This is a genomic window from Corallococcus sp. AS-1-12 (assembly GCF_020036995.1).
Taxonomy (GTDB): Bacteria; Myxococcota; Myxococcia; order Myxococcales; family Myxococcaceae; genus Corallococcus.
Genome location: NZ_JAIQDD010000024.1, coordinates 46,031 through 66,301, shown reverse-complemented (window position 1 = coordinate 66,301; position 20,271 = coordinate 46,031). Strand labels below are relative to the sequence as shown.

Here is a 20,271-nt window from a genome sequence, read left to right as displayed (position 1 = left end):
GCTTCCTGGCCCCACGCCGGAGCATGCCGAGCACCGAAGAGGCGCTCAGCGCGGCCCACCCTCACGGGTCGCTACGTCTTGGAGCCCGCTCCGCATCGCATCCAGCAATGACGGCGGATCGCCCACGCGGAAGGCCTGGAGCCCCGCTTCGAAGTCGGCGCGAGCACCCGCGGCATCACCGCGCTGGAGCCGGAGCACGCCCCGCTCATGGAGCAGCTCGGGGTCCACCGCTTCGCCCTGCTGGGATGCGAGTGCTTCGGTCAGGTCCTGCTCCGCGGCCTCCGTCCGCCCCGCGCGGGTGCGGCTCCGGGCCCGCTGCTGGAGCAGCCACGGGTTGCCCCGGTCCTCCGCCAGGGCCGCCGTCCAGTCCGCCTCCGCCTCCGCGAACCGGCCCAGCGCTTCGAGCGACTGCGCGCGCTTCATGTGCAGCACCAGCGCCTTGCGGAACCCCGCGGCCTCCACCTGCGTGAAGCCCTCCACCGCCTCCGCGTGCCTGCCCAGCCGGGCGAGCGTGAGCGCCCGGTGGTAGCGCGTGGCCACGTGGCCGGGCGCCAGCTCCAGCACGCGGTCGAACCAGGGCAGCGCCTCCGCCGGCTGGCCGCCCCACACCCCGAGCGTCAGCCCCACCTCCACCAGCACCCGCACCTGCGTCGGATGCGCCTCCGCCAGCGTCCGCGCCAGCGCGAGCGCCGACGTGTAACGGCCTCCCCGGCGCAGGCGGTCCACCTCGCGCAGGGGCTCGGAGAGTTCCGGGGGCCACGCCTGTCGTCCGTTGCGTTCCATGTGGGTGGGGGCGGTCGCCCGGCATTTCGCAGGCACGTCCCGGGGTGTCAAGGTGGCGACTTGACCCGGGAGCCCGGTCGCGCGAAGAGCGCTGGCATGAAGCCCTGGGAAACAGTGGAGCGAGCGCAGATGCCGGACGTGGGTGAGGTCGTGCTCGCCCGGCGGGACGAAGAGTACGTGCTGCGAGTGCGCGGCCAGACGTTGATGTCCAGCCGCCAGCATGGTTCGGAGATGGCCATGGCCGAGGCCGGCTGCGCGAACCTCACGCCGGACGCGCCCGCCCGGGTGCTCGTGGGCGGCCTGGGCTTCGGCTTCACGGTCCGCGCCGTGCTCGACCGCCTGGGTCCGGGCGCCCGCGTCGTCGTCGCGGAGCTGATGTCCCCGGTCGTGGAGTGGAACCGGGGCGTGCTCGCGCCGCTGGCGAAGGCCCCGCTGGAGGACCCGCGCGTCACCGTGGTGGAGGGTGACGTGGGCAAGGTGATGCGCAGGCAGCAGGGCGCCTTCGACGCCATCCTGCTCGACGTGGACAACGGCCCGAAGGCCCTGACCCACCCGGACAACGACAGCCTCTACGACCTCACCGGCGTGTCGCACGCCTTCAACTCCCTGCGTTCCAACGGAACGCTGGTGGTGTGGAGCGCCGGTCCCTCGCCCGCGTACGTGAAGCTGTTGGAAGAGGTGGGCTTCTCCGTCCAGCTCCTCCACCCCGCGGCGCACGGCACCAAGGGGACGCGGCACACCCTCTTCGTCGCCCGGCGCGTGCCCAAGGCGAAGTCGCAGTCGTCGTCCAGGCCGCCGTCCCGGCGCTGAGCTCCACGAGCATTCTTCCCCTCCGGAGGTGGCAGCCCATGCGCTGTGTCCGTCTGTTCCTGCTCGCGGTCCTCCTCGTCAGCGGCGTGGGCCATGCCGCTGAAACGGAGCCGATGCCTCCGCACGCGACGTTCACGCTGCCGTCGAAGAAGCTCCGGGAAACGCGGCGCATCAACGTCTATACGCCGCCCGGCTACGACGCGGCGAAGGGCGTGCGCTACCCCGTCCTCTACATGCCCGACGGCGGCGAACAGGAGGACTTCCCGCACGTCGCCACCACGGTGGACACCGCCATCCGCGCCGGGGAGATGCGGCCCGTCATCCTGGTCGGCATCGAGAACACCGAACGGCGCCGGGACATGACCGGCCCCACGCAGGTCGAGGAGGACAAGAAGATCGCCCCGCGCGTCGGCGGCTCCGCGGCCTTCCGCGCCTTCCTGCGCGACGAACTGATGCCCCACGTCCGCCGCAAGTACCGCGTCACCGACGAGACGGCCATCATCGGCGAGTCGCTCGCGGGGCTGTTCATCATGGAGACGTTCTTCCTCCAGCCCGGGATGTTCAGCACCGCCATCGCGCTGAGCCCCAGCCTCTGGTGGAACAACGAAGAATGCGTGCGCAAGGCCGGAGAGCGGCTCAAGGCGAGGCCGAACCTGAAGGCCACGCTCTACATCGCGTCGGCCGGAGACGACGTCGCCTCCGAGGCCGGACGCCTGGCCGAAGTGCTCCGAGCGAACGCGCCCACGGGATTGCAGTGGAAGTACGAACCCCGGCCCGACCTGCTCCACGCCAACATCTACCGTTCCCTGGAGGCGACGGTGCTGCGGGAAGCCTTCGCACCCGCCTCCACCAAGGTCCTCCCTTGAGCGTGGAGCCAGAAGCGAGGGCCCTCCAGTTGGAACACCAGAGGATGCAGGGGCAGTCGCCCTTCACGAAGCAGGCAGGCCCAGCGAAGCGGCGATGAAGCGCCAGAGGCGAGCAGTCCACCGGCCCAGGAGCCCCCAGCCATCAGGGAACGGGCGGCCGTCCGAGTGCACTGCCACGTGAAGGAAGCCGTGGGAGCCCCGGGAAGGAACCTCGGGCAAGAGCTGCTCCTCCGACGAACCCAAGGCGCCCGAACTGGTATGACAAGCGGACGCGTTGCCAGGGGCCGCGCGCATTGAATCCCCGGCGCATGCCCCACCTGGCTCGCGGGTTTGCTCCACACGAAAGCCGTGCTTCTGGAGGCAGGGGACACCCTCGAGCACCACACTGCTCTCGACAGACGACACGGGCCAGCCAGGGCCACGCTCCTCAACACAGGGATGCGCCTCCGGAGCATCGACCTGCGCGGTGGCCACCCCAGGGGTGTCGGAAAAGTCCTCCTGGGCGCATGCGGCTTCGGGGGATGCAGATACCTGAGGAGCAGGAGCAAAGGCATTCAGCACGAGTTCATCGCAAGCCTTCATCAGCGCCGGCAGCTCGTGCTGAAGCGCCCGCACGTTCCGCTCCGAGAGGGCCTCCCTCGCACAGGTGGCCCACGCGCGCAGCGCTTCTCCGCCCAGCAGCGGCAGCAGTGGGCCGGCGCCGCCAAGGAATGCCCGTTGCAAGGATTGGACAAGGAGCACGTGCCCGGGACGCGCCGCCACGCGCGCCGCCTCCCGAAGCAACTCGAATTCCAAGTGGGCGCAAGGTGCCCCCGGCTCCCAGCGCCCCGCGTTCCAAAGCCCGAAACACGTGCTCCCCAGCCGGTCCAGGTCGCGGTCCGAAGCCTTCGAACAGCAGTCGACGAGCAGCTCCACCAACACCTGCCGCTTGAGGCTGAAGTAGCCCTCCAGAAGCCACCGGGCCTGCGGGGAGCGCGCGTCATGCAGCGCCAGCCCCAGGTTCTCCAGCGTCAGCGATTCATCCAGGGCCACCGCGCGAGTCTTTCGCCCTGGGCGCTGCACCACCAGTCCCCGCGCCGCCAGCCGCCGCAGTGCCTCGCGGATGGTGCCCCGGCACACCTCATAGCGACGCGCCAGCTTCGCTTCGGAGCCGAATTGTCCGCTCGGGTGCAGCCGTCCCAGTGCGATATCGCGCTCGATTTGCGCTTCCACATACGCCACGAGTCCTCCCCGTCCCATCCCCATCCCCTCCTCGTTTCAGCATCGCCATCCAACCACAGGGGTCTGACATGGACGCGAAACCTCATTGTCCGCGCCCCCTGCCGGAAGGAGGCCCCCGCCGGGCGCGCTTCCGGAAAACCTGTCCGACTGTCGGACAGGTTTTCATCGCTCGGGCCCGGCGGGGGGCCTCGGCCCGTGCTTTCTCTTCGCGTCCGAGCACGGATACGGCCATGGCCAACTCTCAAGGTTTGGGCTTCAGGTGGCGCAGCTCTGTCTGACTGTCGGACAGGTTTTCGGCGAGCGTGCTCGGAGGGCGGCGCAGCCTCTGGCGCTCAGTCGTTTGGAAACCCGTGCTCGCTGAGCTTCGTGCTGGCGACAGTCCTGGCGGACATTGAGCAGGTGATGGGTGTCTCCCGGCGCCCTGGGTCAAGGCCCCTCCGCTACGGCACGAGCCGCGCGGGGCCCGTGCGCACCGCCTCCGGAGGCCGCATCATCCCGGCCGCCACGCGCAGACCCAGCCAGCGCGGCGTGAAGCGCGTCAGGTTGGCCTGCAGCCAGTTGCGCCATCCCGGCACCACCGACGCCCGGCCCTGGTCCAGGGCCTTGAGCGCACTCAGCACCACCTCCTCCGCTGTCGCCATGGGACCGACGGCGGCCTGCTGGGTGCCCACCACGTCGAAGAACGCCGTCTTCACGGGCCCAGGGCACAGGGCGGTCACTCGCACGCCGCGCTCGCGCGTCTCCTCCGACAGGGCCTCCGTGAAGGACAGCACGAACGCCTTCGTGGCCGCGTAGATGGCCATGTACGGCACCGGCTGGAAGCCCGCGATGGAGGCCACGTTGAGGATTCCGCCCACGCCGCGCGCGAGCATGTCCGGCAGGAACAGGTGGCTGGTGTCCACCAGCGACGTGACGTTGAGCATCACCTGTTCGTGCTGCCGTGCGAACGGCGCCGCGTCGAAGGCACCGTGCGTGGCGAAGCCCGCGTTGTTCACCAGCAGGTCCACGCGCAGCCCCTTCTCCTGGCAGCGCGCGTGCAGTTCGCGGCCCGCGCCCTCGCGGCCCAGGTCCAACGCGATGACCTCCACCTGGATGTGATGGGCCTGCGTCAGCTCCGCCGCCAGCGCGCGCATCCGGTCCTCGGAGCGGGCCACCAGGATGAGGTCCATTCCTCGCGCCGCCAGCTCGCGGGCGAACACCACCCCCAGGCCGGACGACGCGCCCGTCACGAGCGCGCGGTGGCCCGCGTAGGGGAAGGCCTTGCCCTTCAGGGTGGCCGGGGAGACAGACGAACGAACAGGGGACTGGGACGAGGTCGTTTGCATGAGGTTAGAATGTGAGCGGTCGCTCACGTTCTCAACTCGCGTGGTGCTCACATTCCCTCAAGGAGGCCTCATGCCCCGCCGTCCCCCGCCTTCCCGTCGCAGGGCGCCTCGCCAGGAGCGGGCGCAGGCCACGGTTGACGCCATCCTCACCGCGACTGCTCGCGTTCTGCTCAGGGATGGCTACGAGGCCGCGAGCACCAACCGCATCGCGCAGGAGGCGGGGGTGAGCGTGGGCTCGCTCTACCAGTATTTTCCCAGCAAGGAGGGGCTGGTGACGGCGCTGATGGAGCAGCACCGCGCGCGGTCACTGGCGGACTTCGAGGCCGGGCTGGTGCCGCTCGCCGGGCAGCCGCTTCCGGTGGCGATGCGCGCGCTCATCCGGCAGGTGCTCGCGGTGAAGCGGGAGAACCCTCGCCTGCATCAGGCGCTGCATGAACTGATGCCGCGGATGCGGCAGTGGGGCCTGTCGGATGCGTACACGCAGCGGCTGCACCGGCTGGTGCGGGCGTTCCTCGCGCCCCGCTTCGAGGACCTGCGCCCCCGGAACCTGGACATGGCGGTCTTCATCCTGGTGAACGCGGTGGAGGCGCTGTGCCACACGGCGCTGACGGACCGGCCGGACTACGTGGAGGACGACGCGTTCGTGGATGAAATCGCCGCGCTCGCGGTCGGCTACCTGCGTCCGGAGCCGGCCCTGGCGCGTCCCCGGCGAGCGACGCGGGAGCGCGTGGCCCGCGTGTGAAGGGCACAACGTCCTTCCGCGAGGAGGGTCCGACGCGTGACCTTGGAGGGGCGTTCGCGCGCGTGGACGCCCTCCTCGCGGGAGGAAGGCCGCGGGTCAGGGCGGCGCGGGTGCGCGGCCCAGGGGAATCACCAGCGGTCCGGGCTGGTCCGGCCGCGACACCACCTCGACTTGCACTCCGAAGGTGCCAGCGATGAGGCCGGGAGTCAGCACGCTCGAAGGCGTGCCCGTCTCCACGCACCGGCCCTGGTCCAGCACCGCGATGCGGTCCGCGTACCGCGCGGCCAGGTTCAGGTCATGCAGCACCGCGAGCACGGCGCCGCCGTCCTGCGCGAACGTTCGGGCGCACTCCAGCACCAGGTGCTGGTGGGAAAGGTCCAGGCTCGCCGTCGGTTCGTCCAGCAGCAGGTAGCGGTGGCCTCGGGCGGGAGGCGTCCACAGTTGGGCCAGCACGCGGGCCAGTTGCACGCGTTGCCGCTCGCCACCGGAGAGCGTGGTGTACGCGCGCGAGGCCAGGTGCTGCGTGTCGGTGGCATCCAGCGCCGCTCGGGCGATGTCCAGGTCGGACGTGTCGCCGCCACGCCGGGCATGCGGGCTGCGGCCCAGTGCCGCCACCTCCAGCGCGGTGAAGCCGAAACCCAGTGAGGACTCCTGCGGCAGCACGCCCAGGCGCTGCGCACGGTCCAGAGCGGGCCACTGGTGCAGCGCGCGGCCCTCCAGGTACACGTCGCCAGTCTTGCAGCGAAGCTCGCCCGACAGCGCCGCGACGAGGGACGACTTGCCCGCGCCGTTGGGACCCACCACGGCGAGCACCTCGCCGGGCCGGACCTCCAGCGACAGCGGACCGGCCACCCTGCCCCGCCCGCGCCAGACCTCAATGCCGCGAGCTTCCAGGCTCATGCCGCTCCCTCGCGAGCAGGCAACGCGATGACGCCATCCACCGGCGGTGTGGCGGTGCGGCCCGCTTCATTTGCCTCACGGTTCATACAACCTCCTCGTGCGCAGGCAGCACGGTGGCACCATCGCCCGGCGGCAGGCGCGGTGCGGAGGTGCGGCCCACTTCATGAGCCTCGCGGCTCATGCCGCCTCCTCGCGAGCAGGCAGCGCGGTGACGCCATCCACCCGCGGCGTGGCGGTGCGGCCCGCTTCATTTGCCTCGCGGCTCATGCCGCCCCCTTGCGCGCGAGCAGCCCGATGAAGGCCGGCACTCCCAGCACCGACGTGAGCGCGCCCACTGGCAGCTCCGACGGCGAGACCAACGTGCGCGAGAGCAAATCCGCCGCGAGCAGCAGCGATGCCCCTGACAGCGCGGACGCGGCCAGCAGCCGCCGGTGGTCCGGACCTAGCGCGATTCGCAGCAGCGCCGGCACCAACAGGCCCACGAAACCAATCATCCCGCAGAACGACACCGCGGCTCCCACTCCCAGCGCGGCGGCGAGGATGAGCTTGCGCTTGAGCCGCTCCACGTCCACCCCCAGGTGCCACGCCTCACGCTCGCCCAGGAGCATCAGGTTGAGCGCCCGGGCCTCACTCAAGAGCACCGCCAGCGTCATGACCAGCGGGAGCGCCGCGGCGCCCACGGTCTCCCACGACGCTCCTCCCAGACTGCCCAGGCTCCAGAACGTGATGGTGCGCAACTGCGCGTCCGAGGCGCTGTGTGTGAGCAGCCCCATGCCCGCGAACGCACCCGCGCTCACCGCCACGCCCGCCAGCAGCACGCGCGGCGTGTCCGTGCGCCCTCCTCCCGTGCCCAGCCGCAACGCGAGCACCGTCGCCGACAGCGCGCCCAGGAAGGCCGCTCCCGGCACCATCAACATCCGGAACGGCCCCACGTGCGCGGCCAGCGTCACGTCCAGCACGATGGCCAGCACCGCGCCCAGCGCCGCCCCGCTGGACGTTCCCAGCAGGCCGGGCTCCACCAACGGATTGCGGAAGAGGGCCTGCAGCGCGGCGCCCGTCGTCGCCAGCACCCCGCCCACCATCACAGCCATCAGCACGCGCGGCAGGCGCAAGGTGAGCAACACCACGCGCTGCGTGGTGTCCAGCCGGTGGGAGGCCTCGCCCAGGCCCAGCGCCTCCCAGAGACTTCCGAGGATGGCGGACGGCGGCACCGTCAGGGAGCCCACCGCCAGCGCCGCCAGGACCATCCACGCCAGCAGCAGCCCCAACGTCACCCAGGGCCCCGCGCCCGGCAGCCGGGAAGACACCGGACGCGACGCGGGCATGGCCTCCGACGCGCTCATTTGCCGCCACCCTTCGCCGAAGCCGGGGCCACCGCGTCCTGCACGCGGGCCACCGCCTGGCCCAGGTGGGGCCCCAGCCCCATGAAGTCCACGTCCTCCACGGTGACGAGCTTCCAGCCCTTCACCTGCGACAGCCCGGGCAGCTTCGCCAGCCCCTCCGCGCCCCCCACCGCCGACACCGAGCCCTCGGGCAGCAGCACGAACTCCGGCGCCGCCGCCACCACGGCCTCCGCGCCCAGCGGCTTGTAGCCTGACAGCGAGTCCGCCGCGTTCACCGCGCCCGTCAGGCGGATGAGCGTGTCCGCCACGGTGTCCGAGCCCGCCACCATCATCGTGCCCGCGCCACGCGCGTAGATGGCGAGGATGCGCGGCGGCTTCGCGCCCTTCACCCGCGCAGCGCGCTCCGCCGCCTTCGCCAGGTCCTGGTCCAGCTTCGCCACCAGCGCCCTGCCCCGCTCCGGCGTCCCCAGCCGCTCCGCGATGCCCTGGATGCGCGCACGCGCGCCCTCCACCGTGGGAGCGTTGAAGAACGTCTCCACCGCCATGCCCGCCTGCTTGAGCTGCTCCAGCACCGGCGGAGGCCCGGCCTCCGCGGAGCCCAGCAACAGGCCCGCGCCCAGCGACAGCACCCCTTCCGCGGACAGCGCGCGCTGATAGCCCACCGTGCGCACCCGCGACGCCTCCGGCAGCGCCGCGCTGGAGTCGTCCACGCCCACCACCCGGTCGCCCGCCCCCAGCGCGAACACCGTCTGCGTGATGGCCGGTCCAATGGTGATGAGCTTCGCCACGGGAGGCGCCGCGTGCGACGACAGCGCGAACAGGGCCGTGACGAGGCCCCACTTCGAGGCCGTCCGTCTCATGACGCCACCTCCACCGCGGGCAGTGTCTGGACCAGCTCCTCCATCAGCGCCCGCCAGGCCGGGGACTCCCGTTCGCCCGGCTTCCGCTTGCCGAAGAACAGCGCGATGTTCTCCCCCGCCTTGTCGAACAGCTCCAGCGAGGTGACGTCGCCGTCGCGCGTGGGCTTGCGCACCACCCAGGCGGTGTGGACGTGGTCCGCGCGCACATGCAGGTTGAAGCCCGGGTCCATCACGTTCATCCATGGGCCCATGGGCCGCACCGTGCGCACCGGGCCGGTGTGGATCTGGATCGCGCCTGGGTTTCCCACGAACACCATGATGGGCAGCGCCGACGACGCGGCTCGCTCCAGCGTCCAGCCCAGTGCGTCCGGCGTCACCGGCTGCGCGAACTCCGTCCCGGCCAGCCGCAGTGCCTGCGTGCGAGCCACCTTGAACCGGTGGAGCAGCGCGAAGAACTCGTGCGTGTCCTGGAGCGCGCGCCAGCCGGCCTTGAGCCCCGGCGTGTCGATCTCCGAATCCGGCCGGGGCCCGGCGGGCGGAGCCACCGGCACCACGTCCAGCACGTGGCGCGGGTCCTCGTGCTGGAGCTCGCGCACCAGCCCCTCGAAGGCGGCGACGTTCGCGTCGTCCTGGAGGTAGAGCTTGTGCACCGCCGTGCCCGCCGCGTCGAACACCTGGAAGCCGCGGCGCACCTGGCCGGAGAGGTCCTCGCGCAGCGCGAAGACGAAGCACCAGCGCGACAGGAACAGCCGCAGGTCGATGTCCTCGTCCAGCACCAGCGCCCGCGCGCCGTGCAGCTCCACGTTGCGGTAGACGCCCTTCTTCTCATGCACGGCGGACGCGTTGCGCGTGAGCGCCATCACCCGGCCCAGTGATTCCAGCCGGGGCAGCAGTACGTCGAAGCGAGGCTCCAACCGCACCAGCTCGCCGCTCACTCCGGTGACGAGCAACTCCGCCTCGCTCACCCCCAGCCGCTCCGCCGCGTCGCGGATGCGCAGGCGCGGCTCGGCTTCACGCAGGGCCTGCCAGAGCTCCCGCAGCGCGGCGAGCGGGCCTGCCACCGCCTCCGTGCCGCCCATCACGGCCGCACCCCGGCCGGCGCGTCCACCTTCGCCCAGAGCAGCTTCATCATCCCGGGCGTGCCGGCGGCGTCGTAGTACGACTGCACCCGCACCTTGAAGTACGCCCCTGAATCCGAGCGCACGACGTAGAGCTGGTCGCGCGGCGTGAGCATGTGGGTCGACAGGTCGTAGAGGTACCAGCCGTCCCCCGCGTTGAAGACGGTGTCCGGGCTGCCGCCGGTGTCGGGGCCGTCCGCCGCGTCCGTCAGGTAGCCGGACGCGGGCGCCTGGGTGAGCGCCGCGAACGCCACGTTCGGCACGATGGCCACCTGCACGCCGCCCGTGCCGCTGACGCCGCCGCGCGCCTTCACCGTGTAGCGCTGGAAGGCCAGGTCCCAGACCGCGTCCTCCGCCGCGCTCACCTGCTTGCCCGTGTCCAGATCCACGCCCACCCACGCCTCCGCGTTGGACGCGTCCACGACGGAGGTGAAGGAGCCATCGCCGTTGTCGTGGTGCTTCAGGTTCGCGCCGTCCTGCGGCGTGACGATGGGGTCCTCGTCGTCGCCGGGCCCGGGCGTGGGCTGGAGGTCGTTACCGCACGCGGTGCCCAGGGCCGCGATGAGCAGCGCCGCGCGGGCGCGGCCCAGGAAGGTGGGACGGAGGGGAATGGGGAACATGCGGACTCCTTCAGGGTGCTGGGTGGAGGAATCAGAACCGGGCGGAGACGCCGGCCTGGAGGGTGCGGGGGGGAATGGGCAGGTCCGTCGGATTGCCCGCACCGGTGAGGTTGCTGCCCACTGCGAAAAGCTGGAGCCCGCCCGCTGGCATCCGCCAGGCGACCCGGGCGTCCAGGGAGACGGTGGGGCTGGCACGGTAGGAATCCGCCACACCGTCTCCGTTGGTATCGGGATGGAAGGGACGCTCGCCGGTGAGCGCGCCGCGCACGTGGGCCTCCAGGCCCCAGGGGCGGTGGCGCCACGTGGCCTGCGCGGTGAGCCGGTGGCGCGCCTGACCTTCCAGCGCGAGGCCGTTCTCCTCGTCGGTGCCGTCGGTGAGCGTGTAGCCCAGCTCCAACTGGACGCGGCCGGGCAGCGACTGTCGCAGCCCCAGCTCTCCGCCGCGCACGCGGGCCCGGGCGATGTTGACGTACGAGTAGCGCAGGAAGTCGCCCTCGGACTGGAGCGACGCGGAGATCATGTCGCGCAGCGAGTGCTGGAACAGGCCCACCCACACCCCGGAGTCGCGCGTGGGATGCGCCTCCACGTCGAGGCTGAAGCTGCGCGAGCGCTCCGGCTTCAGGTCCGGGTTGCCGCGCACGGTGTAGCCCACCGAGGGGTTCTCGAAGTCGATGAACAGGTCCTGGAAGCTCGGCGCTCGGTAGCCCCAGCCGTAGCCGCCACGCACGGTGAGCCACGACAACGGGTCCACCTTCAGCGCCACGCGCGGCGTGGCCGCGAACCCGAACCGCGAGTCCACGTCCAGCCTTCCGCCCGTCACCAGCACCAGCCCCGGCTTCTCCGCCAGCGTCCAGTGGTCCTGCGCGTACACGGAGCCGCGCCCGCGCCGGCCGCTTCCACCGTCCAGCCGGTCCGAACGCAGCCACTCGCCCAGGTACTCGGTGCCCATCACCAGCGCGTGTCCGCCGCCGGGGCGCGTGTCCACCTGCGCGCCCACGCGGGCCTGCTGGTCGCGCGTGTCCTCCACGGTGTCCAGCGCGGAGGCGTTGCGCTGGTCGCGCAGGTAGCGCCGCTCGAAGTGCCCGTAGGACACGTCCGCGCGCAGCGTCGTCGTGTCGCCCAGGCGCCAGGACGGAGATACGCGCGAGGCGATGCTGTTGTCGCGGCTGGCGCGATCGAACACCGCGCCCGCCGCGCCCAGGTCCACGCCGCGCTGGATGCGGTGGGAGAAGGACGCGGTGCCCTCCAGCGACATCGCCCCAGCGCCGCGCCAGTCCCCGCGCGCGGACAGGTCGTAGCCGCTCAGGCTGCTGCCCGTGGTGCCGATGTCCGAGGCGTCCAGGTCATAGGCCGAGCGCCGCTGGAGCCCGGCGCTCATGCGCAGGCCCCACGCGTCGCCGCGCGTCTCGCCCGTGGCGTCCAGGTCCAGGCGCCCGAGCGTGCCGTACGCGGCGCGCAGGTCCGCGCCCAGCATGCGCTGCGCGCGGCGGGTGATGAAGTTCACCACGCCCGCCACCGCGTCGCTGCCGTAGAGCACGGAGCCGGGGCCCTTCACGATTTCGACCTGCTCGATGTCCTCCAGAGACAGGCGCGACAGGTCGATGGTGCCGTCCACCTTGCCGGTGACGCGCTCCCCGTCCACCAGCACCAGCACGTACTCCGGGGCCAGTCCCTGCATGGACAGTCCTGCGCCCGCGAAGCCCTGCTGCACCACGAAGCCCGGGCGCGAAGAGAGCAACTCCGACGCGTCTCGCGCGCCGCTCGCGACAATCTCCGAACGGGTGATGACCTCGGTGGCCACCGGCGTCTCGCTCAGGCGCTCCCGCGTGCGAGAGCCCGTCACCACCGTCTGGAGCGCGGCAGGCTCATCCACCGCGAGCGCGGCATTCACCGCCTGAGCTGGCTTCGCGGGCACGGCTTCCGTGGCCCTGGCGGTGGCTGCCAGTTCCGACGGCGACGCAGCCGCAGCCTGAGCCACGCCTCCATCCGAGGCCGGCACGTCCTCCGCCCGGGCCAGGCCCGACAGGGCACTCCACAGCAGCGCGCACAGCCACCAACGCCCCTGCATCCCACGTCCTCCCGGCACGAAAGCCGGGGGCCTCCCCTCACGGGAAGCCTGACGGGCGCTGGGCTCAAAGGGCCTCGGGCCTCAGGAAACACACTGCCTCGGGCCCCTCACCGGAGGCCCGTCCCTTCACTGCGTCTCAGCCGCGACCCCTCCGGGGAGCACCGCCACCCCGTGGCTCCGCCGACGCCCCCGGCTCCAGCGGCACCACCCGCGTCCGGTGACACCGGCGGCACTTCAGCTCCACACCGCCCGGCACCAGCCGCGCCAGCAAGCTGCCGCACAGGCAGCGCAGCTCCCCGGCACCTCCCTGTGGCCCGCATCCCTCGTGCATCGCGGCTCCCGCGCTCGATGGGGCCAGACGATATTGATACTGACTCTCAAAGTCAAAAGACTTCCGGCGCCCCCTCCCAGTGGGCGTTCAGGGAAGGACCGTCTACTTCGTGCCCGTCTTCGCCTCGGGGCGCGGGGCGGGCGCGGCGGCCTTCGTGGGGGTGAGCAGGGGCACCCGGCCTTCGGGATAGAGCGCGGTGAGCCGGTCGCCGCGAAGCTCCAGCGCGGCCAGGTGGCGGCCGTAGTGGGTGCTGAGTCCCGTGTCGATGACGATGACGCGGCCACCGAAGCGGATGGAGAGCCGGCCATCCTTCGAAGGCGTGTGGCCCATCACCATGCGGCGGGCACCGAAGCGCTCCAGCACCTGCGTGAGGCCCGCGTCCCACTTCGCCTCGTCATCGATGGCGTAGCCGCGGAACCACACCGGGCCCTGCGGATCCACGCCGCCGCCGGGCGCCTGCCCCGGCGTCAGGTCCTGCCACACCCAACGGTTCACCTCCTCCAGCGTGGTGCCGGGGACGGTGGGCGCCAGGCCGCCGTGGAGGAAGAGCGTGTCGTTGATGCGGATGACCGCGGGGTGCGAGCGCAGCCACTTCCCATAGCGCCCGTCCGCGGCGTAGGCGGCGGCGTGGCCCCGGAGCCCCCGGGGTTCACCCGGGCCGTCAGCGACGGGGGACTGGTCCGCGAAGGAGGCGAACTCGCCGGGCGTGACGTAGCGCAGGTCTCCGCGCATGTTCATCAGCTCGTGGTTGCCCAGGAGCGGGTGCACGCGGCCGCCGGCCTTGCGCGCCTCGGTCTCCAGGCGCATGAGCAGCTCGAAGGCGTCGCGGGTGTGGTCGCCCCGGTCCGGCAGGTCCCCGGTCTGCACCAGGTGCGCCTTGCCGCCAATCCAGCGGTCCTTCGCGTCGATGAGCCCCGCGAGCCGGAGCACCTCCTTCAGCGCCTCCACGTCCCCGTGCACGTCCGCCACGGCGACGATGCGCTCCACGCCCTGGAAGACGTACGGGTCCTGCGCCTTCGGGGCGGCGGCACCCGCGAGCGCGGGCAGGAGCAGCAGGGACAGGAGAACGGGACGCACGGGCTTCCTTCCTTCGAAGAGGGCGGAAGCCTAGCGCACGTCCCGCCCGGCCTACGCGTTCGCCGCGGCGTAGATGTCCAGCAGCGTGACGCCGGCGACGGCGCCGGTCGCGGCGAGCAGGCGACCCTTGCGCACGCCCGGCTCGCGCAGGCCCTTGCCCAGGGTGGCCAGGTCCAGCGCGTCACCGGCCACGCGCGCCCACAGCCACGGGCGCTTCCTCGCGGGACTCAGCAGCGCCACCCCGGCGGCGAGCTCCCGGGCGCCGTAGGCGCGCACCCACCGGTCCCCGCGCGAGATGCCGAAGAACCGGAGCAGGTTCCACGCTCCCAACAGCTCCGTGACGCCCAGGCCCACGCTGAACCATCCCAGCGCGCGCGGCAGCTTGCCCATCGCCTTCGCCATGACACCGCCTCCTTCCAACAGAAAGGTCCGGTGGAAAGCTGAGGGCGTCTCCGGCGCACGCCAAGACCCTTGGCCGTCCGGGCGCTGGCGCATGCCGGGAGGCAGCCAGGCGACGGAGCCCCTGCCCTACGGGGAGTTGCCGCGGAAGCGGGCCGGGACGGCGCGCAGGAGCTGCGGATCCCTCCAGTCCCAGACGCGCTCCGTCGCGCTGTCCACGTCCACCGGCACGGAGTTCCACGCGTGCACGTCATAGGAGGTGGAGGCGCGCCAGTGGAAGACGACGCTGAACGCGGCCGTCGCGGCCAGCACGCCCGCCAGGACGCGGTGCTGGCGAGGCGCCTCCAGCGCGAGCTGCACCGGATTCGCGAGGAAGACGACGAGATAGGGCAGCACGTCCGTGAAGAAGCGCGGCCCCACCGAGTGCCCCGCCCACCAGATGGGGAACGCGGAGATGGCCACCCAGTGCAGCAGCACGATGACGGCGAAGGCCTTCTCGGCGGGCTCCAGCTCCCGGCTCCTCCACCGCTGGACGAACCCCACCCCGGCGAGCACCAGGAACGGCGAATAGAGGAGCAGCCCGCGCGACGGGCTCACCAGGTTCGCGGCCAGCGCCATGACGAAGCGCGACCCCATGAGGTCCAGCGGGTGCGTGTAGTACGGCGACAGGAGCGAGCCGTAGACGTGGAGGTTGTACCCGCAGAACGGCAGCGCCACGAGCGCCGCGCCCGCGAAGTACGCGGGCAGCAGCCGGCGGAAGCGCAGGACGAAGTACGCGGTGACGACGACCACGGAGAGCGAGTGCGTGGGCCGGCACACATACGCGAGCGCCACCGCGAGCCCGGCGAGCGACGCGGTGCGCGGCGTCTGCGCGGGCCGCGCCAGCAGCAGCACGACACAGGCGACGGCGAGCAGCCCGGGGCCGTGCTGCCAGAGGACGCGGCTGGCGGTGGAGTACGCCGTCGTCCCCAGCCCGAAGAGCAGCACGGTGACGAGCGCGGCGCGGGGGGACACGCGCCTTCGCAGCGCGACGAACAGCACGCCCGCGGCGGCGCACACGTAGAACGAACCGATGAGCTGCTCGGTGCGGTGGAAGGAGCCCAGGTCCACCTTGCCGGTGCTCCGGAACAGCTCCAGCCACGCCAGCGCCTCCGCGCCCGGAGTCCCCAGGTGCGCGAGCAGCGGCCGGCCCAGCGAGAACAGCCCCTCCGCGGCCGCCAGGAACGGGAGCGCGGAGACCATCACCCCGGGCGGGTACTCGTAGTAGGTGCGCCCGCCGTGGACGCCGCGCGCGTACGCGGTCGCCGGCGTGAATGACGGCGCGTACTCGTCCAGGTCGGCGTTGCCCTCGTGGAGGATGCTGGCCGCGGACGGGATGGACCACAGCGAGTCCGTCTGCATCTGCACCTGGCTCGCGGTGTAGACCGCGAACAATCCCAGACACAGCAGCCAGACCGCCAGGGACGAGGCCGCGAAGTCGCGAGGGGACGGGGAGGACGCCGGAAGCATGACATTGCTTCTAGCGAATCCCCGTCCACCCCGCGCGCCCTGACGTCACCTACGGCGTGGACACCTGCGTCCACTCGCCCATGACCATGGTCCAGTTGCTGAGGAAGTCGACCTTCTTCGACGGCTGGCTGGGGTCCGGCGCGTACGACAGGCCGGACTGGTTGTTGAGCCGGCTGGTCATGTAGATGAGCCGCGACATGGCGGGGCCCGGCGACTTCGGCTGGCCCTGGATGTTCGTCAGCCCCTCCTTGAAGCGCGCCGCCAGGTAGAAGGGCGGGATGGTCTGGTAGTTCACCCGCACCCGCGCGGACTTCCAGCCCGCCGCGCGGTTCGTGGGGACGCGGTACGTGACGCGGTCCAGGCCCGGCGCGGACTTCGCGCTGTAGTCCGGATCGCTGGTGACGCTCGTGTCACCGGCCCCCAGCACCGTGCTCATCGGCTCCGTCAGCGTGGCGAGCTGCTGGAGGTTGAGCCCCAGCAACGCGTCCGAGGGATTGCGCGCCGAGGGCGGCACCCAGCCCAGCGGCAGGATGCGGTTGTCCTTCACGCCCTGGAACTGCTGGAGCTCCGTGGAGGTGAGCTGCTTGTAGTCGTCCACCACGCGCAGCTCGTAGATCTGCGCCTGCGACTCGTCGGTGATGACCTGGCGGTGGGGCTGGAGCTGGCCGGCGGTGGTGGCGAACTCGGAGGGCAGCGTGTTGCTGCCAGCCACGTTGCACGCGCCCTGGCAGATGGCACCCCAGGCGTTCGGCTGACCGGACGCCCAGAGGACCCGGCCGCCGTCGCCCAGCAGCTCGAACTGCACGAAGGCCCGGCGGAAGCCCGCGCCGCTGGGGAACTTGTGCCCCACGTTGTTGGTGACGGTGACGGCGAAGTCCTGCGTGGCGCCTGCGTTGGTGGGCGGCGCGACGGACACCTGCACCGCCGGCTTCAGCGGGTTGAAGACGCCCTGCGACGTGTTCACCGCCAGGTCCAGGATGGACTGCTCCGCGTTGAGCAGGTTCTTCGCCACCGCGTAGCTCCGGCTCGCGTCCGTCAGCAGGGGCGCGGCGGACTCCGGCAGCGTCAGGGACAGGAACAGGTCATCCACCCCGATGTTGGCCGGCAGCACCACGGTGACCGAGCGGGTCCCAGGGCTCAGATGGACGTTCCGGTTGAAGCTCAGCCACGTGCTGTAGGGCGGGTTCTTGAAATCGGGCACGTCCGGGATGTGGCTCGAGCCCCCGAACGTGAGCTGGATTGGCAGGTTCTTCTCGAAGGCGTTCCGGTAGAACACGCTCGCGCCCCAGTTCAGGTCCACCTCGCCGCCGTTGCGGTCGATGTACTGGGCGTACTGGGACACGTCGAGCGTCAGCGTCGCCCCCTCGGTCCCGGAGGCGCCACCGCGCACGGTGAAGAAGTATTGGCCGTGCGCGGGCTTGACGGTCCCTTCGCTCTTGACGGCCTGCATCTGGGTGCCCGCGAGCACCTTCCAGCCCTGCGTGTCGCCATTCTCCGCGCCCGGGTTGAGGATGAGGTTGCCCGTGCGCGTGCGGATGGGAGCCGACTGGAGGAACGGCGGCACCACCGAGTTCTCAGACGGGTAGTACTCGATGCCCAGCACGTCCGGGAACTGCTGGAACATCTCGTGGACGAACAGGTTCACGCCCAGGAGCGTGTGCCGGTTGTACTGGCGCGGCGTCGTGGCCGTGTTGCCCTGGTAGAACTTCGCCAGGTCCGCGTTCACCTGCGCCACCGGCTCGAAGCCGTCGTTCGTGGACACGCTGGCCAACTGCATGTGGCACGTGAGGCAGGACGCCGTCTGGGTGGCGTAGCCGCTGTTGAGCCACTCGAAGTACGTCGTCTGCTCGTAGGCCAGCCCCACGCAGGGGTCCGTGAGGAAGTCGCCGGTGAAGTTCTTCTGGCCCGTCGGGCAGCTCGCCGGCTTCACGTAGCCGCCGCGCGACTGCGCCTCTTGAATGGTCAGCGCATTGCTGTACCGGTCCGGCACCTTGGGCAGCACCACCACGTGGCAGGAGCCGCACACCGTCGCGTCGCGCAGGTACGGTTGGCCTCCCGCCGCGTTGGTGGCCGTCTCCAGCCCCAGGCCCGCCGCGGCCATGGGCGCGATGTTGAGCCCCGTGTCCGGCCCCACCACGGAGCCCGGCCGGGTGTTCATGTGCGAGGTGAACGGGAACGGCGGAGGCTGGCTGGAGTCGCCCGCGTCCTTCAGGCGGTTGGACAGGTTCCCGCCGAACACGCTGTTGGCTTCGCTGCCGTAGAACGTCGTGAAGTCCTTGCCGTCCCAGGGCAGGCCCTGCTGGGGCGCCACGTCGTGGCACGCGGCGCACGACACGCCGTCGCGGCCCAGCGCGCCCAGCGTGGCGTTGGCGGGGCTCGCGTTCGGGTCGTGGACGGGGCTGGTGTAGCCGGAGCCCTCGGGCGTCGAATACAGCATGAAGTGGCTGAAGAGCTTCCCCTGCTGGTTCGCCTGCCGCTGGCCCAGCGGCGAGTGGCAGCGCAGACAGAGGTTGTCCACCTGCTCCGGCTGGTTCGGAGACAGGGCGCGCGTGTTCTCCACCTGCGCCAGGAAGACGGGGTCGCGCGCCGCCAGCGCCTTGATGGAGCCGCTCCAGTCCCCGAACAGCGACCAGTTGGACGCCAGGTCCCGCTTGCCGGAGGGGTCCACCCGCGCCACGCCGGGCTGCGCCCAGAAGGACATCTGCGGCAGGTCCGTGCCGGACGCCTTCCAATCGCTGTCATGGCAGGACTGGCACACCAGCGACGAGTTGAAGTTGCCCGACGCCAGGTCCAGGCCGTTGTGCGCGATGTCCAGCGACCGCTTGGGCAGCGCGAACAGCGACGCGCGCGTCAGGTTGGGCACCGTCACGCCGGCCCGCTGGCTGTAGTACGTCAGGAACTGCTGCACCGACGGGTGGCTGTCCGCCAGGGATGACGTGAGCGTGTTGCCGTGCGGGAACACCGGGAAGGGCGGCGACAGGTAGCCGTCCATCGCGGCCACGGCCTGGGTGGGTGGCGCGTCCAGGGTGCGCTCCCAGGAGGTGCACGCGCCCAGCGCGAGGACTCCGGCGAGCGGGAGCGCCCCCGCGGCGGCGAGCAGGTGGCGCGAAGGTCGATGGCGTCCGGTTGTCATGCGTTCTTCCCAACGGCGAGGGGGTTCAGGGCTGCGGCGAATGGAAGGGGTGCGTGGGATTGCTGGCGGTTGCGCCAGTACGGCGCCGTGGGCCAGCGGCGCTCCAGGCGGTAGTAGCCCTCGCGGATGCGCAGGTGCTCCTGGAACTCGTGCCGCGTCCGCGCCTCGTGCAGGCGCAGCGCGGAGGGGTCACCCCGGAGGTACCGGCCCACCGCTTCGGCGGCCTGATGCGCCGAGCGCAGGGCCTGGGACGTGCCCTGCGAGGACAGCGGATCCAACGTGCACGCGGCGTCCCCCACCGCGAGCCAGTCCTCGCCGTGCAGGCGGTCCAGGCAGGCGACGTTCGCGGACACCGCGCGCAGGCAAGCGCCGGTGAAGTCACAGGCCTCCAGGCGGCGGCGCGTCTCCGGCGCGCGCGCCATCCGGGCGCGCCAGGCCCCGGCGTCCTTCGGAGACAGCCCCTGGAGCGAGTCCCGGTCGCCCATCAGCCCGAAGACGACCTGGTCCCCGGGCATCCGCGCGGAGTACCACCAGCCGTCCTCGCACGCCTCCACCAGCGTGAGCGCGTCCACGTCGCGGCCGGGCTGGAGCGCGAACGTGCCGCACACGCCGAAGGCGCGGTCCACCGTGTGGCGCCGGGCCCCCCGCGACGTGGCGAACACAGCGCTCCGTCCCGTGGCGTCCACCACGAAGCGCGCGTCCACGAAGGCCCGGGGCGCATCCGCCTCCATGGCCAGGAAGAGCCGGTGGCCGCCGCTCGCCAGGGGCGCCCAGTCCGTCACCGCCGCGCCGGTGCGCACGTCCACGCCGTGGCGCGAGGCCTCGTCCGCGAGCATCCGGTCGAACCGGGCACGGTCCAGGTGCCAGCCCGTCCCCCACGGCGAGCGCAGGTGGTCGTTGTAGCCCAGCGCGGAGTCCCCCCAGCGCGAGCACGAACCCATGGAGCGCAGGTGCCCCTGGCGCGCGAACGCCTCCCAGACGCCCAGCCGCGCCAAGAGCCGCCGGCTGTCCGGAGGCAGCGTCTCGCCCAGGTGGGGCTGCGCGTAGGTGGAGCGCTCGAACAGGACGACGCGCAGGCCCGGGTGCCTGCGCAGCGCCAGCGCCAGCGCCGCGCCCGCGGGACCGCCGCCCAGCACGGCGACGTCAAACCGGAGGTCGCCCACGGC

17 protein-coding genes are annotated in these 20,271 nt (G+C 71.7%); 3 read left to right on the top strand and 14 right to left on the bottom strand.

All coding sequences use genetic code 11. The annotated features are described in order from the left end of the window. Positions 1-45: 45 nt before the first annotated feature. Entirely contained in the window at positions 46-783 is a 738-nt protein-coding gene (locus tag K8556_RS29190; protein WP_223743396.1) for a tetratricopeptide repeat protein, read from the bottom strand. A 96-nt stretch (positions 784-879) separates the two neighbouring features. On the opposite strand from K8556_RS29190, the gene K8556_RS29185 reads away from it, so the two are divergent. After that, a complete protein-coding gene (locus K8556_RS29185; protein ID WP_223743395.1) occupies positions 880-1,593 on the top strand; it encodes a hypothetical protein in 714 nt (237 codons plus the stop codon). Between the two features lie 38 nt (positions 1,594-1,631). Then, entirely contained in the window at positions 1,632-2,459 is an 828-nt protein-coding gene (locus tag K8556_RS29180) for an alpha/beta hydrolase (protein ID WP_223743394.1), read from the top strand. Positions 2,460-2,522: 63 nt separating this feature from the next. Here K8556_RS29180 and K8556_RS29175 read toward each other — a convergent pair whose 3' ends face one another. After that, the gene (locus tag K8556_RS29175) at positions 2,523-3,704 is read right to left on the bottom strand and encodes a FadR/GntR family transcriptional regulator (protein WP_223743393.1); all 1,182 of its coding nucleotides are present in this window, start codon (positions 3,702-3,704) and stop codon (positions 2,523-2,525) included. 416 nt (positions 3,705-4,120) lie between these two features. Beyond that, positions 4,121-5,005, bottom strand: a complete 885-nt coding sequence (locus K8556_RS29170; protein ID WP_223743392.1) for an SDR family oxidoreductase — start codon at positions 5,003-5,005, stop codon at positions 4,121-4,123. 70 nt (positions 5,006-5,075) lie between these two features. Between K8556_RS29170 and K8556_RS29165 the strand changes: the two genes are divergently transcribed. Further along, positions 5,076-5,747, top strand: coding sequence for a TetR/AcrR family transcriptional regulator (locus K8556_RS29165; RefSeq protein ID WP_223743391.1), 672 nt, complete (start codon positions 5,076-5,078; stop codon positions 5,745-5,747). A 96-nt stretch (positions 5,748-5,843) separates the two neighbouring features. Here the strand turns inward: K8556_RS29165 and K8556_RS29160 are convergent, their stop codons facing one another. The 11 genes from K8556_RS29160 to K8556_RS29110 form a co-directional block, all read right to left on the bottom strand. Next, the gene (locus tag K8556_RS29160) at positions 5,844-6,647 is read right to left on the bottom strand and encodes a heme ABC transporter ATP-binding protein (protein ID WP_223743390.1); all 804 of its coding nucleotides are present in this window, start codon (positions 6,645-6,647) and stop codon (positions 5,844-5,846) included. 263 nt (positions 6,648-6,910) lie between these two features. Then, positions 6,911-7,990: an iron ABC transporter permease gene (locus K8556_RS29155; protein WP_223743389.1), complete on the bottom strand. Its 1,080-nt coding sequence runs from the start codon at positions 7,988-7,990 to the stop codon at positions 6,911-6,913. Next, on the bottom strand, positions 7,987-8,850 hold the full coding sequence (locus K8556_RS29150; RefSeq protein WP_223743388.1) for a hemin ABC transporter substrate-binding protein: 864 nt from the start codon (positions 8,848-8,850) through the stop codon (positions 7,987-7,989). The genes K8556_RS29155 and K8556_RS29150 overlap by 4 nt, the downstream gene beginning before the upstream one ends. Beyond that, positions 8,847-9,929, bottom strand: a complete 1,083-nt coding sequence (locus K8556_RS29145) for a hemin-degrading factor (protein ID WP_223743459.1) — start codon at positions 9,927-9,929, stop codon at positions 8,847-8,849. Before K8556_RS29145 ends, K8556_RS29150 begins: the two co-directional genes overlap by 4 nt. After that, on the bottom strand, positions 9,929-10,588 hold the full coding sequence (locus K8556_RS29140; RefSeq protein ID WP_223743387.1) for an HmuY family protein: 660 nt from the start codon (positions 10,586-10,588) through the stop codon (positions 9,929-9,931). Before K8556_RS29140 ends, K8556_RS29145 begins: the two co-directional genes overlap by 1 nt. Before the next feature lie 31 nt (positions 10,589-10,619). After that, a complete protein-coding gene (locus K8556_RS29135) occupies positions 10,620-12,656 on the bottom strand; it encodes a TonB-dependent siderophore receptor (protein ID WP_223743386.1) in 2,037 nt (678 codons plus the stop codon). Positions 12,657-13,089: 433 nt separating this feature from the next. Next, positions 13,090-14,064, bottom strand: a complete 975-nt coding sequence (locus K8556_RS29130) for a metallophosphoesterase (RefSeq protein ID WP_223743385.1) — start codon at positions 14,062-14,064, stop codon at positions 13,090-13,092. A 51-nt stretch (positions 14,065-14,115) separates the two neighbouring features. After that, positions 14,116-14,466, bottom strand: a complete 351-nt coding sequence (locus tag K8556_RS29125; RefSeq protein WP_223743384.1) for a hypothetical protein — start codon at positions 14,464-14,466, stop codon at positions 14,116-14,118. A 126-nt stretch (positions 14,467-14,592) separates the two neighbouring features. Beyond that, positions 14,593-15,972, bottom strand: a complete 1,380-nt coding sequence (locus tag K8556_RS29120; protein ID WP_223743383.1) for a hypothetical protein — start codon at positions 15,970-15,972, stop codon at positions 14,593-14,595. A gap of 49 nt (positions 15,973-16,021) precedes the next feature. Further along, entirely contained in the window at positions 16,022-19,105 is a 3,084-nt protein-coding gene (locus K8556_RS29115; RefSeq protein ID WP_223743382.1) for a hypothetical protein, read from the bottom strand. Further along, positions 19,102-20,268, bottom strand: coding sequence for a tryptophan 7-halogenase (locus K8556_RS29110; protein ID WP_223743381.1), 1,167 nt, complete (start codon positions 20,266-20,268; stop codon positions 19,102-19,104). The genes K8556_RS29115 and K8556_RS29110 overlap by 4 nt, the downstream gene beginning before the upstream one ends. Between the last annotated feature and the right edge of the window lie 3 nt (positions 20,269-20,271).

Bases quoted from the DNA above. Each gene is read 5' to 3' on its own strand.
- K8556_RS29135 (WP_223743386.1), bottom strand. From the start codon at position 12,656: ATGCAGGGGCGTTGGTGGCTGTGCGCGCTGCTGTGGAGTGCCCTGTCG.
- K8556_RS29150 (WP_223743388.1), bottom strand. From the start codon at position 8,850: ATGAGACGGACGGCCTCGAAGTGGGGCCTCGTCACGGCCCTGTTCGCG.
- K8556_RS29155 (WP_223743389.1), bottom strand. From the start codon at position 7,990: ATGAGCGCGTCGGAGGCCATGCCCGCGTCGCGTCCGGTGTCTTCCCGG.
- K8556_RS29165 (WP_223743391.1), top strand. From the start codon at position 5,076: ATGCCCCGCCGTCCCCCGCCTTCCCGTCGCAGGGCGCCTCGCCAGGAG.
- K8556_RS29160 (WP_223743390.1), bottom strand. From the start codon at position 6,647: ATGAGCCTGGAAGCTCGCGGCATTGAGGTCTGGCGCGGGCGGGGCAGG.
- K8556_RS29170 (WP_223743392.1), bottom strand. From the start codon at position 5,005: ATGCAAACGACCTCGTCCCAGTCCCCTGTTCGTTCGTCTGTCTCCCCG.
- K8556_RS29175 (WP_223743393.1), bottom strand. From the start codon at position 3,704: ATGGGGATGGGACGGGGAGGACTCGTGGCGTATGTGGAAGCGCAAATC.
- K8556_RS29115 (WP_223743382.1), bottom strand. From the start codon at position 19,105: ATGACAACCGGACGCCATCGACCTTCGCGCCACCTGCTCGCCGCCGCG.
- K8556_RS29120 (WP_223743383.1), bottom strand. From the start codon at position 15,972: ATGCTTCCGGCGTCCTCCCCGTCCCCTCGCGACTTCGCGGCCTCGTCC.
- K8556_RS29140 (WP_223743387.1), bottom strand. From the start codon at position 10,588: ATGTTCCCCATTCCCCTCCGTCCCACCTTCCTGGGCCGCGCCCGCGCG.
- K8556_RS29145 (WP_223743459.1), bottom strand. From the start codon at position 9,929: ATGGGCGGCACGGAGGCGGTGGCAGGCCCGCTCGCCGCGCTGCGGGAG.
- K8556_RS29180 (WP_223743394.1), top strand. From the start codon at position 1,632: ATGCGCTGTGTCCGTCTGTTCCTGCTCGCGGTCCTCCTCGTCAGCGGC.
- K8556_RS29185 (WP_223743395.1), top strand. From the start codon at position 880: ATGAAGCCCTGGGAAACAGTGGAGCGAGCGCAGATGCCGGACGTGGGT.
- K8556_RS29125 (WP_223743384.1), bottom strand. From the start codon at position 14,466: ATGGCGAAGGCGATGGGCAAGCTGCCGCGCGCGCTGGGATGGTTCAGC.
- K8556_RS29190 (WP_223743396.1), bottom strand. From the start codon at position 783: ATGGAACGCAACGGACGACAGGCGTGGCCCCCGGAACTCTCCGAGCCC.